Origin of the sequence: Pseudomonas sp. OVF7 (assembly GCF_030644265.1) — a bacterium.
GTDB classification, from domain to species: Bacteria; Pseudomonadota; Gammaproteobacteria; order Pseudomonadales; family Pseudomonadaceae; genus Aquipseudomonas; species Aquipseudomonas gorinensis.
Map to the genome: position 1 here is coordinate 6,143,363 of NZ_CP128996.1, position 13,861 is coordinate 6,157,223.

The following is a 13,861-nucleotide window of genomic DNA, read 5'->3' on the forward strand; positions in this document are numbered from 1 at the left end:
GACTATGCAGCCCGCTCTTCGCCGGGGTTGCGCTCGAAGTAGCGTTTGTACTCGCGGCTGAACTGCGACGTACTTTGATACCCCACGCTATGCGCCGCCTGCGCCACCCCCATGCCTTCCACCAGCAATAATTGCTGGGCCTTGAGCAAGCGCAAGCGCTTGAGGTACTGCACCGGCGACAACAGCGTGCAACGTTTGAAATGCTCATGAAACGTCGACGCGCTCATGTGCGCATACCCCGCCAGCGTCTCGATATTCAGTGGCTCGGCGAAATGGGCATGCAGGTGATTCAACGAGGTGGCGATTCGCGAAAATTGCCCCTGCTGTTCCACCAACGCGCGCAGCACATCGGCCTGTGGCCCGCGCAGTGCGGTGAACAATAATTCCCGCACCCGCGCCGGCCCCATGATCCGGCTCTCCAGCGGATCATGCAGGCACAGCAACAGCCGTTCGACGCAGCCGCGCATCGCATCGTCGAGCACCACCGAACTCATCGACTCCAAGGTCTGCGCCGTCGGCGGCGGACCGGCCTGCATGCCCATGGCCATCACCAACTCCCCCAGCACCACCCGGTCAATCCCCACCGTCACACCCAGCAACGGCGCACCGGGCGCCAGGGCGAAGGTCTCGCACTCGAACGGCACCGGCATCGCCTGGATCAGGTAATGCCCGGCGCCGTACTCCAGGGTGCGCGGGCCCAGGTAGGCGACCTTGCTGCCTTGGGCCACGAACATCAGGCTCGGCTCATAGATCTGCGGGCCACGTGCCACATCGCAACTGGCGCGCAGCACTTGCACACCAGGCAGGTGGGTCGGGGAAAAACCGTCGCAGGACGTCAGCCCCTCAATCAAGGAAACCAGCGTGGCATTGGCGTCGAGATGGCGGGTCAACAACATGGCAAAAAACTTCGCGAAAAAGGGATGGGAACATCATCGCAGGTCTGGCGACACATAGATCCAAACCCGGGGCACTCCCGGAGGAATAGGCATGAGACTCGGAGCAATCGCCATGGCCGCACCTGGGGGTGGCGCGGAGAATGGCCCGCCTCATCTGTCACTGCTTCTGCGAGGTTTTCTGCATGTATACCGCCATCGGTTATGCCGCCCAATCGGCCACCACTCCCCTCGCCCCCATGTCATTTGAACGCCGCAGCCCGCGCGCCGATGACGTGGCAATCGAGATTCTCTACTGTGGCGTATGCCATTCCGACATCCACCAGGCCCGCAACGAATGGGGCATTGCCGTCTACCCGCTGATGCCGGGCCATGAGATTGTCGGCAAAGTCACCGCCGTCGGCACCAGCGTCACCGCGCATAAAGTCGGCGACCTGGTCGGCGTCGGTTGCATGGTCGATTCGTGCCGCCACTGCGACGCGTGCCAGGCGGACCTGGAGCAATACTGCCTCGAAGGCCCGACCATGACCTATGCCACCCCGGATCGGGTCGATGGCAGCAACACCATGGGTGGCTACTCCGACAGCATCGTGGTCAGCGAGCATTTCGTGGTGAAGATCCCGGCCAAGCTCGACCTGGCCAGCGCCGCACCGATTCTCTGTGCCGGTATCACCACCTATTCACCGCTCAAGCACTACGGCGTGAAGGCCGGCGATAAAGTCGGCATCCTCGGCATGGGGGGGTTGGGCCACATGGGCATCAAGTTCGCCAAGGCCATGGGCGCTGAGGTGACCCTGTTCACCCGCTCCGCGAGCAAGGCCGAAGAAGGCCGTCGCCAGGGCGCCGACCATGTGATCGTGTCCACCGACGCCGCACAGATGAAAGCCGCCGCCGGGCACTTCGACTTCCTGCTGGACACCATTCCGGTGCAACACGACCTCAACCCCTACCTGGATGTACTGCGCTTTGACGGCGTGCACATCCTGGTCGGCTTGATCGAGCCGGTAGATCCGCCCGTCAACGCCGCCAAGCTGGTGCTGGGTCGTAAAGTCCTGGCCGGCTCGCTGATCGGTGGCATTGCCGAAACCCAGGAAGTCCTGGATTTCTGCGCTGAGCATGGCATTACCTGCGACATCGAAATGCTCGATATCCGCCAGATCAACGAGGCCTACACCCGCATGATCGCCGGTGACGTGAAGTACCGCTTTGTCATCGACATGGCGACCCTGAAAGCCTGATCAGGCTTTCGCGCCCAACTCCGCAGACAGCCGGGCTGCGACCTGTTTGATCACAGGGATCAGCTCGGCCATTTTCTCCAGTGGCATGTAGGGCACGGTACTGGCGATGCTGATGCCGGCGACGATACGCCGGCTGGCATCGCGCACCGGTGCCGCCACGCAACGGATCGACGGTTCGTTGTCTTCCAGATCGAACGCATACCCTCCCGCCACGTATTCACGCATGCGCTGCTCGAACTGCGCCCAGGATTGCTCCGGGTGCTGCGGCCACTGCTGGCTCTTGCCGCCCTGCGGAAAACTGGCCTGGTACAGGCGCTGCCACTCCTCGGCGGTGTCATCCAGCAACATCGCCTTGCCGACCCCGGTCCGCGCCAACGGCATGCGATGGCCCACCCGCGAGCGCATTTCCGGGCCGTAGCGGCCAGGGTTCTTGTGCAGGTAGAGCACGTCGTCGTCTTCACGGATGGCCAAGTGAATGGTGTCACCGGTGAGGGCCGACAGTTCGTCCAGGTAAGGCACGGCCAGGCTGACCAACGGCAACTCTTCGCGCGCCTGGAACCCCAGCTCGATCAGCTTCGGCCCCAGCAGGTAACCCACTTGCGGCACCACGCGCAGGTAACGCTCGTCCACCAGGCAACTGGCCAGGCGGTGCGTGGTGCTGCGGGTGGTGCCGATGCGCTTGGCGATCTCCTTGAGATCCCGTGCACCCGCGGCCACCGCTTGCACGACGCCCAGGCCACGCAGCAGGGTCTGGGTGCCGGTGGGGGCGGCGTCTTTGACGGGGGTGTGGGCGGTTTCCTGCATATCGGGCCTATTGGGAAGTACGAAAACGGCGCCATTATGGCAAATGCTGAACGCGAACACAGCGTCGATCCAAGTGTGGTAGGGGACTTGCCCGAATGCCGTTCAGTTAAGGCTTTTTGTAGGAGCGAGCTTGCTCGCGAAGAACTCACAGGCGCCGCGTTGATTCAGGAAACACGCGTGATCGTTGACGTTTTTCGCGAGCAAGCTCGCTCCTACAAGAAGGCGATGTACGCTTAACTGAACGGCATTAGGGCAAGCCCCCTCCCACAGGGGGCCTGAGGTATTCGGTCTAGCGCTGCTTCATGCGGTCGATGATGACCGCCAGCAACAGGATCGAACCGCGGATCACATACTGGTAGAAGGTATCGATATTCTTCAGGTTCATCGCATTCTCGATGATCGCCAGGATCAACACCCCGGCAATCACGTGGCGAATCATGCCGATGCCACCACTCAACGACACCCCACCCAGCACACACGCCGAAATCACCGTCAGCTCGAAGCCCTGGCCGATCATCGGCTGGCCCGAGGTCATGCGCGAGGCGAGGATCACCCCAGCCAACGCGCCGATCAAGCCGTGAACGGCAAAGATGATGATCTTGGTGCGGTCGACGTTGACCCCGGCGAGCAACGCCGCTTCCTGGTTACCGCCAATGGCCATGGTGTTGCGCCCATAGGTGGTGTAGTTGAGCAGCCAGCCGAAGAACACAAAGCACAGCACGGTGATAATGATCGGCACCGGCACGCCCAGCAATTGGCCGTTGCCGAACACGAAGAAGCGCTCGTCCATCACCCCCACGGCCTTGCCGTTCGAGAAGATATAGGCCAGGCCGCGCACGATCTGCATGGTCGCCAAGGTCGCGATCAATGCATTGATGCGCAGCTTGGCGATCACGATGCCGTTGATCAGCCCCACCACCAGGCCCATGGCCAACGCCGCGGACACGCCGAGCACCACGCTGTCGGTGTCGCGGATCACGATCCCCGCCACCACGCCGGCGCAAGCGATCACCGAGCCCACCGATAAGTCGAAGTGGCCCGAGGCCAGGCAGAACAGCATGGTGCACGCCGCAATACCCACGGTGGAAATCGCCAGGCCCAGACCGCGCATATTCAGCGGCGAAAGGAAATTGTCGATGAACAGCGCGCTGAGCACAAAGATGCTCAGGGCTGCCAACAGCATGACCCAATCATCGAGAAACTTGCGCTGGTTGAAACCCGGCCAGAAGCCCTTTGCAGTTTTTACCTGAGACATACCCAAACCCTCTTATTCTTCAAGCCCGCGAACGCGGGAGAGCCAGTTGCAGCAGCCGTGCTTCATCCGCTTGATCGCGGGTCAATTCGCCAGTGAGGGCGCCTTCGCTCATCACCAGGATGCGGTCGGAGATGCCCATTACTTCCATCAGGTCGCTGGACACCACGATCACCGCAATACCGCTGGCCGCCAGGTTATGGATGATCTGGTAGATCTCCGACTTGGCGCCGATATCGATGCCGCGCGTCGGTTCGTCCAGCAGCAGGACCTTCATCGGCATCGACAGCCAGCGACCCAGAATGGCCTTTTGCTGATTGCCGCCCGAGAGGAACATGATTTTCTGCTCCGCGTTCGGCGTCTTGACCTTCATCGCCTTGATCTGGTGGTCGGCGTTGCCGGTTTCCCACTCGTCACGCAACAACCAGCCGAACGATGCGTGGGCACCACGGGCGCTGATGTTGATGTTCTCCGCGACGCTGGACAGCGGAATAATGCCTTCCTTCTTACGGTCTTCAGGGCACAGCAACACGCCGCCGGCGATGGCATCGCGCGGTGAACGCAGTTGCAGCGGTTCACCGCACAATTGCAACTGCCCGGCGCTGCTGCGTTCCAGCCCGCTGAGCAGGCGCAACAGCTCGGTCCGCCCGGCGCCGACCAGCCCGAACAGGCCGAGGATCTCGCCCTTGTGCGCCGCGAAACTCACCGGTTCGCGCAGGCCAGGGCCGAGCAGGCCGTCGACCTTCAGCGCCACATCACCGCGCTCACGCGGGCGATAGTCGTAGATGTCCTGGATATCGCGACCGACCATGCACGTCACCAGTTGGTCGTGGGTCAGCGCACTCATGTCGTCGAAGGTGCGCACGTAGCGGCCGTCCTTGAACACCGTCACCGCGTTGCAGATGCGGAATACCTCTTCCATGCGGTGGGACACATAGAGCACCACTTTGCCCTCGTCCCTCAGGCGTCCGATGATGGTCATCAAGCGGTCGATTTCCCGGGCGGACAAGCTGCTGGTGGGCTCGTCGAACGCAATCACATGGGCGCCGCGGGACAGGGCCTTGGCGATCTCCACCAGTTGGCGCTGGCCCAGGGACAGGCGCCCGAGCTTCTCCTCGGGGTCGATTTCATCGGCCAGGCCCTTGAGACAGGCCAGGGCCTGCTTGCGTAGCAGGCTACGATTGACCACGCCGAAGCGCGACGGCAAATGCCCGAGGAACAGGTTTTCCGCGACAGTCATTTCCGGTACCAGGTGCAGTTCCTGGTGAATCACCGCGACGCCGCTGGCGATGCTGTCGGCGGCGCATTTGAAATCCATGGCCTGCTCGCCGATATGCACCGTGCCGCTGCTGGGAATATAGGCCCCCCCGAGGATTTTCAGCAGGGTCGACTTACCCGCACCGTTCTCCCCCATCAGCGCATGCACCTGGTGCGGACGCGCTTCAAAGCTGATCTGCGCCAGCGCCTTGACCCCGGGAAATTCCTTGCCGATGCCGTCGAACCGCAGAGCCGCCCCGTTCATTTCCACAACCCTATTTTGCTCAGTTCAGCCTTGAAGTTGGCGCGGGTGATCAGCGTCACGTTATCCAGGGCGGTAAACTTGGCCGGCTCAGTCCCTTTGGTTACCCACTCGAACATCGCCGTGGCCGTTTTATAGCCGGAGGCATCCGGGCTCAACAGCATCGAGCCGTAGAAGCCGGTGTCGGATTTTTTCAGTTCTTCGATGGCGTCGGTGCCGTTGATGCCCACGCCGATCACATTCGCCGCCTTGAAGCCGGCGCTTTCGGTGGCGCGCACGCCACCGAGCACGGTGCTGTCGTTCATACCGCCGATGATCAGGTTTTTCGCGCCACGGGGCAGTTTGACCAAGGCAGAGTTGGTGGAATCCATGCTACCGGGGACGTCGAGGGTTTTCTGTGCGCTGAACAGGATATGGTCGGCCGGCAACCCGGCGGCCTTGAGGCCCTCCACCGAACCGTCGGTGCGTTTCTTGCCGGTTTCCAACTCGTCAAAGGTGTTGATGACCGCGTAAGTGTCCTTCCAGTCCCAGTTGCGCTGCTTGGCTTGCGCAGCCATGGCTTCGCCCTGTTTCTGGCCGATCTTGTAGGCGTCCAGGCCGACGTAGGGCACGTCTTCCATGGGCTTGCCCTTGGCGTCGACAAAGCGGTCGTCCACCGCCAGCACTTTCAGGTTATTGAGCTTGGCCTTGGCCATGATTGCCGGGCCCAGGGACACATCCGGCGGGCAGATGACAAAGCCCTTGGCGCCATTGGCGGCCAGGGTGTCGATGGCCGAGAGGGTTTTCTCACCGTCCGGCACGGCGATCTTGATCACGGTAAAGCCCTGGTCCTTGCCGGCCTTTTCGGCAAAGGCCCATTCGGTCTGGAACCAGGGTTCCTCCGCCTGCTTGACCAGGAAGCCGATCTTCACTTCTTCGGCACAGGCCAATGCGCTGAAGCCGCTTAACGCAATAGCGGCGGCGAGAACGCGTATTCCTTTTTTCATGAATGGCACCTCTTGTTGTTATTGGGGCGGCGACGTCTAGTCGTGGTACATCACGGAGCGCCCGCCATCGATCATCAGGCAGGTGGCGTTGATAAAAGGCGCCTCGTCAGTGGCCAGGAACAGCGCGCTCATGGCCACCTCGATGGGCTGGCCGATACGCTTGGGCGGGTGCAGGTCGAACGCGCGCTGGCGCTCGGCATGCGGGTCGGGGAAGCCGTTCCAGTAGTCGACGTTGAGCTGGGTCTCGATATAGCCCGGCGCGATGGCATTCACGCGGATGCCCTTGGGCGCGTACTCGATACCAAGGGCGCGGGTCAGGCCGAGCAGGCCGTGCTTGGCGACGGGATAGGGAAAGCAGCCGGGAATGATGTGGCTGGAATGGGTGGAAGCGATGTTGATGATGTTGCCGATGCCCTGCTCGATCATGTGCGGCAACACTGCACGGCAGCCGTACCACGCGCCGTCGAGGTCGATGGCAAAGCAGCGACGCCAGTCTTCGTCGGTCATTTCCAGAGGGTCGCGGAACACATTGACCCCGGCACAATTGACCAGCACATCCACGCGGCCAAAGCGCTCGATGGCCACATTGACCAACGCCTGCCACTGCTCCTTGGACGTGATGTCGACGGGCTGTGCATGGATTTCGGCGCCGCGTTCACGCCAATGGGCAGCGACAGCCTCGACCTTTGCGCCCTGGATATCCGCGATCACCAGGCGCGCCTGCTGGGCCTGGAAACAGGCAACGATCGCCTCGCCAATGCCTTGGGCGGCGCCAGTGACGATCACCACCTTGTTTTTCAGCCGATCGCCGTAAGTCGGCTCGGGTACGGCGGGGAGTGACAACGGTTGTGCCTGCATCGCTTCACCTGTTTTATTTTTGGTAGTGAGTGCTGATGCCGCCGACTATAAACCCGAAAGCCAAAATATCTCAATATATAAATTTGCATCCCACATAGTGAGCATAGATATAAAAAAACCGGCCTTGCTGGCCGGTTCACGAGGGGTATCAGCCCTGGGCGAAATCCCTCAGGGCATCACCTTCCATCCGATAGCGCACCCACTCCTCCTGCGGCTGGGCCCCGATGGACTTATAGAAGGCAATCGCCGGCTCGTTCCAATCCAGCACGCTCCACTCAAAGCGCCCGCACCCGTTGTCGCAGGCGATCTTCGCCAGGTGGCGCAGCAGCTTCTTGCCCGCCCCGCCGCCGCGCTGCTCCGGGTTGATGTAGAGGTCTTCGAGGTACAGGCAATTGCTGCCCAACCAGGTGGAATAGCTGAAAAAGAACACCGCGAATCCGATTGGCAAGCCGTCCCGCGAGCAGATCAGGCCATGGGCAGTAGCGCCCTCGCTGAACAGGCTGCGCTCGATATCCACCACACTGGCAATCACTTCATGCCGGGCCTTTTCATACTCGGCAAGCTCGGTGATAAACGTCAGGATCTGTGCAGCATCGCTGGGCACGGCGGGGCGAATCTCAATGGTCATGGGCGAACCTTGGGCAAATTCAAAGGCCACATACTAAGACGGTTTCATCACCGATTGCAGTGCAATTTCAATCGCGACTACCCTGTTGGCCCACCGCCTGATGAGAAGCCCCATGCCCTTCGCGCCCCTGCCCGACCTCGCCGCCACCTTACTGCCCCATGCCCTCGGGCCTTCGGAAGATGGCGCCCACGATCTGTCGCACCTGCAGCGCGTATGGCACAACGCACGCTTGATCCAGGCGCAGGAAGGCGGTGATCTGGAGGTGTTGCTGGCGGCGGTATTGCTGCACGACTGCGTGGCCGTCGAGAAAAACTCACCGTTGCGCTCGAAAGCCTCGCAGTTGGCCGCCGACAAGGCGGCGCAGACGTTACAGTTGCTCGGCTGGCCTGCCTCCAGGGTCGACGCCGTGACCCACGCCATCGCCACCCATAGTTTTTCCGCTGGTTTGGAGCCTCGGACCCTGGAGGCCAAGATCACGCAGGACGCCGATCGCCTCGACTCCCTGGGCATGATCGGCGTAGCCCGCACGTTCTACACCGCCGGGCGCATGGGCAGCGGTTTGTATGACCCGGCCGACCCCACGGCACGCCACCGCGAGTACGACGACAAACGTTTTTGCCTGGACCATTTCCAGACCAAATTATTGTCGTTGGCCGACGGATTTCAAACGCCGACCGGCCAGCGCCTGGCACAAGCCCGCCACCATCGGCTCAAGGGATTCATGGAGACGTTTATCGAGGAGATCGGCGCACTGTAAACCGGCCTTACTCCGTTGCCGGCTAACGCAAGCACCACCAACCACAGAACAATCCGCCTGGGCGTGCGTGGTAAAAATCGGCCATAACTCCAACGACCCCAAGGCTTGCCCATGCACTCCACCTCACCGGTGGGCGGAAAGTTGTTCGCCCTGTTTTGCCTTGCCAGCTTCCTATTGTCGCTGTCCTACGGTTCAACCTTTTTGCTGTCGTTGCTGATTCATTCGCGCGGTGGGAACGAGCATGACGCGGGCAGTGTGATTTCCACGGCAATGCTCAGCACGTTCGTGGCGGTGGTGCTCTCCGGGCACTTGGCCGATGCATGGGGAGCGGCACGGGCCATCGCGGGGATGGGCGTGTTGCTGGTACTTGCCTGCCTGGGTTTTGCCCTGACGCCAGGGTTTGGCCAGGGCTTGATGCTGTTCGGGCTGGCCCTCGGATTGGGCTGGGGCGTCTTCTATACGCTGGGCCCGATCATCGTGACCTTGCTGGTAGAACCCAGCCAACGCGCCAAGTACTTTGCGCTGCTGTCGGGCAGCATGTTGAGTGGCATCGGCTCCGGCCCTTTGCTCGGACGCGCCACCGCGGCACTGGACCTGCCCCTGACGACCGCGTTCTATATTGCCGGGTTGGCCAGCCTCGCCGGGGTTCTTGTTTTCTGGCGATTGGGCGCCGCGCTCAAGCATCGGGAAAATGCCCCGGCTTCGCGGATTTCCCTGGCCGCCAGCCGCCGGGTGCTGTCTTCCAAGGCGGCGTTCGCGATCCTCATGGTCGGCCTGGGTGGCTGCGTGTTTGGCGGGCTCTCATCGTTCCAGACCAGCTATGCCGCCGCGCACGGGTTGGACTACTCGCTGTTCTTCGCGGGGTTCCTGAGTGCAGCGATCACCAGCCGCCTGTTGATCGCCGGCTTCGTGGTCAAGCTGGATGCCTATCGGGCTGCCTGTGTGTTATCCGGGATCATGCTCGGTTCGATCGCGCTGTTCGCCTTTGGCGTGAGCGGCAACCTCAGCTATCTGCTGGCGGCGGCCACGCTGGGAGTGGGGTACGGCCTGACGTATTCCGTCATCAACGGGCTGGTCGCCCACGAAGCGCCGCCCGGTACAACGTCCCAGGCATTGCTGCTGTTCAGCCTGGCCTACTTTGTCGGCGTGTTTGGCTTTCCCTGGCTGGCGGGCAAGATCATCGTCGAATTCGGGCTGTCGACACTGATGCTGGGCGTACTGATCATCGCCGCGCTGAACTGGCTGATCACCGTTGCACGCTTGATCGAGCGCCGTCTCTCGGCACATAAAATCTTACAGGTGAGCTGATACCGTTCGTCGCCACCGAGGCACGAACCCACAAACTGGGCGGACCAATAAAGGGTAAGGACATCAATCATATGGAGACACCCTCATGAAGAATTCCACGTTTGCCGCCCTCGCCCTCACCGGCCTGCTGTCCGCCGCTTCGCTGAGTGTATTGGCCGCCACCTCGTCCACCGGCAAGACCGATCCTGTGGGCAGCCCGCCCAGCCCTGCCACCCAGGAATCCCAGGATTCGATGGGCACCGGCCTCGACACCAACGGGGGTGCAATCATCGACAACGGCGCCGACCCGCGCACCAAAGGCAACGACACCCAGCGCCAGGCCCCGGCCGCCGTCGGTAACGGCAAAATGGGCCCATCGGTCAATCAGCCGACGATCAACAAAGGCGACGACTCCAACATCCCAGGCGCCCCGAAACAGCCTGCGCCTTGATGCATCGGTAGCAAGACCAACACCCGATCATTTCCCAGTGAAGAGGTATGCATGAACGTCGATAAAAACCTTGAACAAGAAGTCCTCACCCGCCTGCTGCACGCCCACCCGAACGGGTTGGGCAAGGAGGTGCTGGATAATTACCGCGGTGAAAAAGTGGTCGCCAGTGTCTTGGCGCTCCTGCAAGACCGCGGCTTTATCAAGGATGGGCATGTGACCACCGATGCTGCCGGTGACTATGCGTTGAACCTGCCGATCAAGCTGACCGCGTCGGGCGTGGAAGAAGCGCGAAAGCTGGAAAGCCAAACCCGGCAGTAATGGCTTTTATCTGGCCTGGCCCTGACCCAAGGGCCAAACTGTGGCGAGCGGGCTTGCCCCGCGTTGGGCTGCGCAGCAGCCCCAGCAAATCCACCGCGATCCTACCCGCGGGATCTCGGTCGATTGGGTTCGGGGCCGCTTCGCGACCCAACGCGGGGCAAGCCCGCTCGCCACAACAAGCTCGTTCGCCACAACAAGCCCGCTCACTACAACAAGCTCGTTCGCCACAAAAATCCGGGCGTTCAAGGGAAAGACTAATTCTTAAAAATCAATAAGTTACTTGATCATTGATCAGAGGGTGCTTGCCCATCTTTGAGTGCATGGTCATTCAGCGAGTAGCGCGTCAACCTCGGCAGTGCCTGGAGACGTCGCAGGTCCCCAGCGGGTAACCGCCAGTGCCGCCGCCGCGTTCGCGCGGCGTGCCGCCACGGCGGGCGCCAGGCCCATGGCCAGACCGGCCATGAACACGCCCGCGTGCGCATCCCCAGCGCCATTGCTATCCACGGCCCGCACCTTGAAGCCCGGCACGTGCTCAACCTCACCCGCGCGCCCGACCCAGCAGCCATTCGGCCCGTCACGCACGACCAGCAACGTTTCGGCGGGCAGGTGCTGACTGAGCGCGGGCAACGCGGCGGTGATATCCGCCGCACCGGTAAACGCGAGCGCTTCGGGGCCATTGCTGGTCCAGATATCGATACGCGGCAACAATGCGCTCATCAAGGCCGAGCCCGGCGCCTTGACCAGAGGGCCCGGGTCGAACACCACCACGATTGCGCGTGGCAGTGCCAGCAGCCAGTCGATCAGCGGCTGTGCCTTGCCCTCAAGGAGCAGGCTGTAGCCACTGACATACACATAGTCGTCCGCCTGCGGCGTTACGGCGGCCAGGTCCTCGGCACTCAACTCGCCCTCAGCGCCGATATGGGAGATGAAGGTGCGTTCGGTGGTGGCTTCCGTGAGAGACACGCACAACCCGGTGTCTTTGCCACCGCTGGCCGCCAAGGCCATTTCAATACCTTCGGCCTGCATGGCGGCACGGGCCAGGTCGCCGAAGCGGCCGTTGCCATGACGCCCCAGGTACACCACCGGCAAGCCATTGCGTCGCGCCGCCGCCATCACATTGAACCCGCCGCCAGCCTCGAAGCTGGCCGAGTGCGCGAGCACGTCGCCACCGGTGGCCGGCAGTTTTTCCAGGGACATGACCAGGTCGACGATGACCTGGCCAGTGTGCAGCAATCTAGACATTGGGGCTCTCAACTAAAGCCGGACGACGGTCAGCCGCGCCGCCGAGTACCGCGTAAATGCCGCCGGCAACCAGGAAAGTGACGATCCAGCCCAGGCCGTTGTGGCCCAGCCAGGAGTCGGACAATGGCCCGGCGAACCAGATGTTTTGCGCAGTGGTACCGATCGTGGTGAAGCTGAAACCCAGCACGATCGCCACGGCCCAGGCGCCGAACGCCCGCCATTCCACGCCACCGCGATACCAGTAGGCGCTGCTTGGGCTCACGTCCAGCAAATCCTTGGGGCTGTAGTAGTGGCGATGGATCAGGTCGACCACAAAGATTCCGACCCAGGCGGTGATCGGCACCGCCAGCAACGAGATGAAGGTGATGAACGGGCCGTAGAAGCTGTCGGCGATCAGCATGAAGTAGATGGAGCCGGCGAAGATCGCCACGATGTCGACGATCACCGCATGCACGCGCTTGACCTTCAGACCGAGGGTCAAGGTGGTGAGGCCGGCCGAATACACCGACAGGTTATTCGACAACAGCAACCCGCCAAACGCGGTGATCAGGTATGGCACGGCCATCCAGGTCGGCAGCATGTCGCGGATCGCGATGATCGGGTCGGTGGCCGAGGCCAGGTCATGATTGCCCACCGACAGCAGGCCGCCGAGGGTGATCAGCAGCACCAGCGGAATGCCTGCACCAAACGCTGCGGACGCCACCAGGCGCACGGCCTTGACGCTGCGGTGCTGGTAGCGCGACATATCGGCACCGGCGTTGGCCCAGCCGATACCGGTACCGGCAGCCATGGTGCCGATGCCGATCATCATCGCGCTCATCGGTGCCGGGGTAGCGTTGAACACCGCGCTCCAGTCGATGGTGGCGCAGAGGAAACCGCCGACCAGGATGTTCAAGGCACCGAATACATAGGTGGCCCACTTCTGGATCACCAGCAAGGTAGCGTGGCCCAGGCCGGAAACCGACAGGGTCAGCAACACGAAAATGGCGATGAAGATCAGGGTCAGCAGCGGCGCACTTTTCGCCTCCACCGGGGAGCCGAACAGGATCGAACACAACGAGAGCAGCACGAAGGCGGCGGTGGTGGTGTTGACCGTTTCCCAGCCCAGGCGTGACATCAGCGAGACCAGGGTCGGGCCGATATTGCCGCGTACGCCGAAGATCGCGCGGGACAGGGTCAGGCTGGGCGCACGCCCACGGCGGCCAGCGATGGAAATAATGCCCACCACCGCGAAGGAACCGGCTGCGCCAAGGATCGCAACGATGATCGCCTGCCAGATAGCCAGCCCACGAAACGCCACCAGGGTCGCGCCCAGCGGCAAGCCGAGAATGCTGATATTGGCGGCGAACCACACCCAGAACAGTTGCAGCGGATGACCGTTGCACTCGCCTTCAGGGACCGGTTCGATGCCGCGTGTTTCCAATTGCCCAGCGCTTTGGCTGGAAGAGATGCTGCTCATGAGGGGTGCTCCTGGTGCCTGTATTGTTGTGGTTGTGGCAGATGCTTAAGGTCGATCGACTCTCGGTCTTCCTGACTCGATGAGCTCACAGTGGGAGCGCGCTTTCTGTCAAAGCATCGGGGCGGATACACCGCTGACGCGAGCAGGCCCGCTCCCACCTGTTTGTTTG

General features: G+C 62.1%; 14 protein-coding genes. 5 read left to right on the forward strand and 9 right to left on the reverse strand.

The features are described from left to right. Window positions 1–2 precede the first annotated feature (2 nt). A complete protein-coding gene (locus QU606_RS27865; RefSeq protein ID WP_102625743.1) occupies window positions 3–896 on the reverse strand; it encodes an AraC family transcriptional regulator in 894 nt (297 codons plus the stop codon). 182 nt (window positions 897–1,078) lie between these two features. Here QU606_RS27865 and QU606_RS27870 point away from each other — a divergent pair, with 182 nt between their 5' ends. After that, window positions 1,079–2,131 (forward strand): NAD(P)-dependent alcohol dehydrogenase, encoded by a 1,053-nt coding sequence (locus QU606_RS27870; RefSeq protein WP_024076937.1) that lies wholly within the window; start codon window positions 1,079–1,081, stop codon window positions 2,129–2,131. Here the strand turns inward: QU606_RS27870 and QU606_RS27875 are convergent, their stop codons facing one another. The 6 genes from QU606_RS27875 to QU606_RS27900 form a co-directional block, all read right to left on the reverse strand. Continuing rightward, the gene (locus tag QU606_RS27875) at window positions 2,132–2,935 is read right to left on the reverse strand and encodes an IclR family transcriptional regulator (protein WP_069076752.1); all 804 of its coding nucleotides are present in this window, start codon (window positions 2,933–2,935) and stop codon (window positions 2,132–2,134) included. It abuts the gene before it with no gap. Window positions 2,936–3,224: 289 nt separating this feature from the next. Further along, window positions 3,225–4,190 carry an L-arabinose ABC transporter permease AraH gene (araH, locus tag QU606_RS27880; protein ID WP_024076939.1) on the reverse strand — a complete coding sequence of 322 codons (966 nt, stop codon included), beginning with the start codon at window positions 4,188–4,190 and terminating at the stop codon, window positions 3,225–3,227. Window positions 4,191–4,209: 19 nt separating this feature from the next. Further along, a complete protein-coding gene (gene araG / locus QU606_RS27885; RefSeq protein WP_024076940.1) occupies window positions 4,210–5,709 on the reverse strand; it encodes an L-arabinose ABC transporter ATP-binding protein AraG in 1,500 nt (499 codons plus the stop codon). Beyond that, window positions 5,706–6,692: a substrate-binding domain-containing protein gene (locus QU606_RS27890; protein WP_024076941.1), complete on the reverse strand. Its 987-nt coding sequence runs from the start codon at window positions 6,690–6,692 to the stop codon at window positions 5,706–5,708. The genes araG and QU606_RS27890 overlap by 4 nt, the downstream gene beginning before the upstream one ends. Before the next feature lie 36 nt (window positions 6,693–6,728). After that, complete coding sequence (locus QU606_RS27895; protein ID WP_069076840.1) at window positions 6,729–7,550, reverse strand: SDR family oxidoreductase; 822 nt, start codon at window positions 7,548–7,550, stop codon at window positions 6,729–6,731. Window positions 7,551–7,698: 148 nt separating this feature from the next. Further along, entirely contained in the window at window positions 7,699–8,178 is a 480-nt protein-coding gene (locus QU606_RS27900; protein WP_041161286.1) for a GNAT family N-acetyltransferase, read from the reverse strand. 112 nt (window positions 8,179–8,290) lie between these two features. On the opposite strand from QU606_RS27900, the gene QU606_RS27905 reads away from it, so the two are divergent. From QU606_RS27905 to QU606_RS27920, 4 genes are all read left to right on the forward strand, one after another. After that, window positions 8,291–8,935 (forward strand): HD domain-containing protein, encoded by a 645-nt coding sequence (locus QU606_RS27905; RefSeq protein WP_069076841.1) that lies wholly within the window; start codon window positions 8,291–8,293, stop codon window positions 8,933–8,935. Between the two features lie 111 nt (window positions 8,936–9,046). Beyond that, window positions 9,047–10,243: an MFS transporter gene (locus tag QU606_RS27910; RefSeq protein ID WP_024076945.1), complete on the forward strand. Its 1,197-nt coding sequence runs from the start codon at window positions 9,047–9,049 to the stop codon at window positions 10,241–10,243. A gap of 85 nt (window positions 10,244–10,328) precedes the next feature. Beyond that, window positions 10,329–10,673, forward strand: coding sequence for a hypothetical protein (locus QU606_RS27915; RefSeq protein WP_069076842.1), 345 nt, complete (start codon window positions 10,329–10,331; stop codon window positions 10,671–10,673). Between the two features lie 51 nt (window positions 10,674–10,724). Beyond that, entirely contained in the window at window positions 10,725–10,991 is a 267-nt protein-coding gene (locus QU606_RS27920; protein WP_024076947.1) for a hypothetical protein, read from the forward strand. A 324-nt stretch (window positions 10,992–11,315) separates the two neighbouring features. Here QU606_RS27920 and QU606_RS27925 read toward each other — a convergent pair whose 3' ends face one another. Both QU606_RS27925 and QU606_RS27930 read right to left on the reverse strand, forming a co-directional pair. Beyond that, window positions 11,316–12,233: a PfkB family carbohydrate kinase gene (locus tag QU606_RS27925; protein WP_069076843.1), complete on the reverse strand. Its 918-nt coding sequence runs from the start codon at window positions 12,231–12,233 to the stop codon at window positions 11,316–11,318. Next, window positions 12,226–13,692, reverse strand: coding sequence for a cytosine permease (locus tag QU606_RS27930; RefSeq protein ID WP_024076949.1), 1,467 nt, complete (start codon window positions 13,690–13,692; stop codon window positions 12,226–12,228). Before QU606_RS27930 ends, QU606_RS27925 begins: the two co-directional genes overlap by 8 nt. Window positions 13,693–13,861: the final 169 nt, after the last annotated feature.

Bases quoted from the DNA above. Each gene is read 5' to 3' on its own strand.
- QU606_RS27865 (WP_102625743.1), bottom strand. From the start codon at position 896: ATGTTGTTGACCCGCCATCTCGACGCCAATGCCACGCTGGTTTCCTTG.
- QU606_RS27870 (WP_024076937.1), top strand. From the start codon at position 1,079: ATGTATACCGCCATCGGTTATGCCGCCCAATCGGCCACCACTCCCCTC.
- QU606_RS27875 (WP_069076752.1), bottom strand. From the start codon at position 2,935: ATGCAGGAAACCGCCCACACCCCCGTCAAAGACGCCGCCCCCACCGGC.
- araH (WP_024076939.1), bottom strand. From the start codon at position 4,190: ATGTCTCAGGTAAAAACTGCAAAGGGCTTCTGGCCGGGTTTCAACCAG.
- araG (WP_024076940.1), bottom strand. From the start codon at position 5,709: ATGAACGGGGCGGCTCTGCGGTTCGACGGCATCGGCAAGGAATTTCCC.
- QU606_RS27890 (WP_024076941.1), bottom strand. From the start codon at position 6,692: ATGAAAAAAGGAATACGCGTTCTCGCCGCCGCTATTGCGTTAAGCGGC.
- QU606_RS27895 (WP_069076840.1), bottom strand. From the start codon at position 7,550: ATGCAGGCACAACCGTTGTCACTCCCCGCCGTACCCGAGCCGACTTAC.
- QU606_RS27900 (WP_041161286.1), bottom strand. From the start codon at position 8,178: ATGACCATTGAGATTCGCCCCGCCGTGCCCAGCGATGCTGCACAGATC.
- QU606_RS27905 (WP_069076841.1), top strand. From the start codon at position 8,291: ATGCCCTTCGCGCCCCTGCCCGACCTCGCCGCCACCTTACTGCCCCAT.
- QU606_RS27910 (WP_024076945.1), top strand. From the start codon at position 9,047: ATGCACTCCACCTCACCGGTGGGCGGAAAGTTGTTCGCCCTGTTTTGC.
- QU606_RS27915 (WP_069076842.1), top strand. From the start codon at position 10,329: ATGAAGAATTCCACGTTTGCCGCCCTCGCCCTCACCGGCCTGCTGTCC.
- QU606_RS27920 (WP_024076947.1), top strand. From the start codon at position 10,725: ATGAACGTCGATAAAAACCTTGAACAAGAAGTCCTCACCCGCCTGCTG.
- QU606_RS27925 (WP_069076843.1), bottom strand. From the start codon at position 12,233: ATGTCTAGATTGCTGCACACTGGCCAGGTCATCGTCGACCTGGTCATG.
- QU606_RS27930 (WP_024076949.1), bottom strand. From the start codon at position 13,692: ATGAGCAGCATCTCTTCCAGCCAAAGCGCTGGGCAATTGGAAACACGC.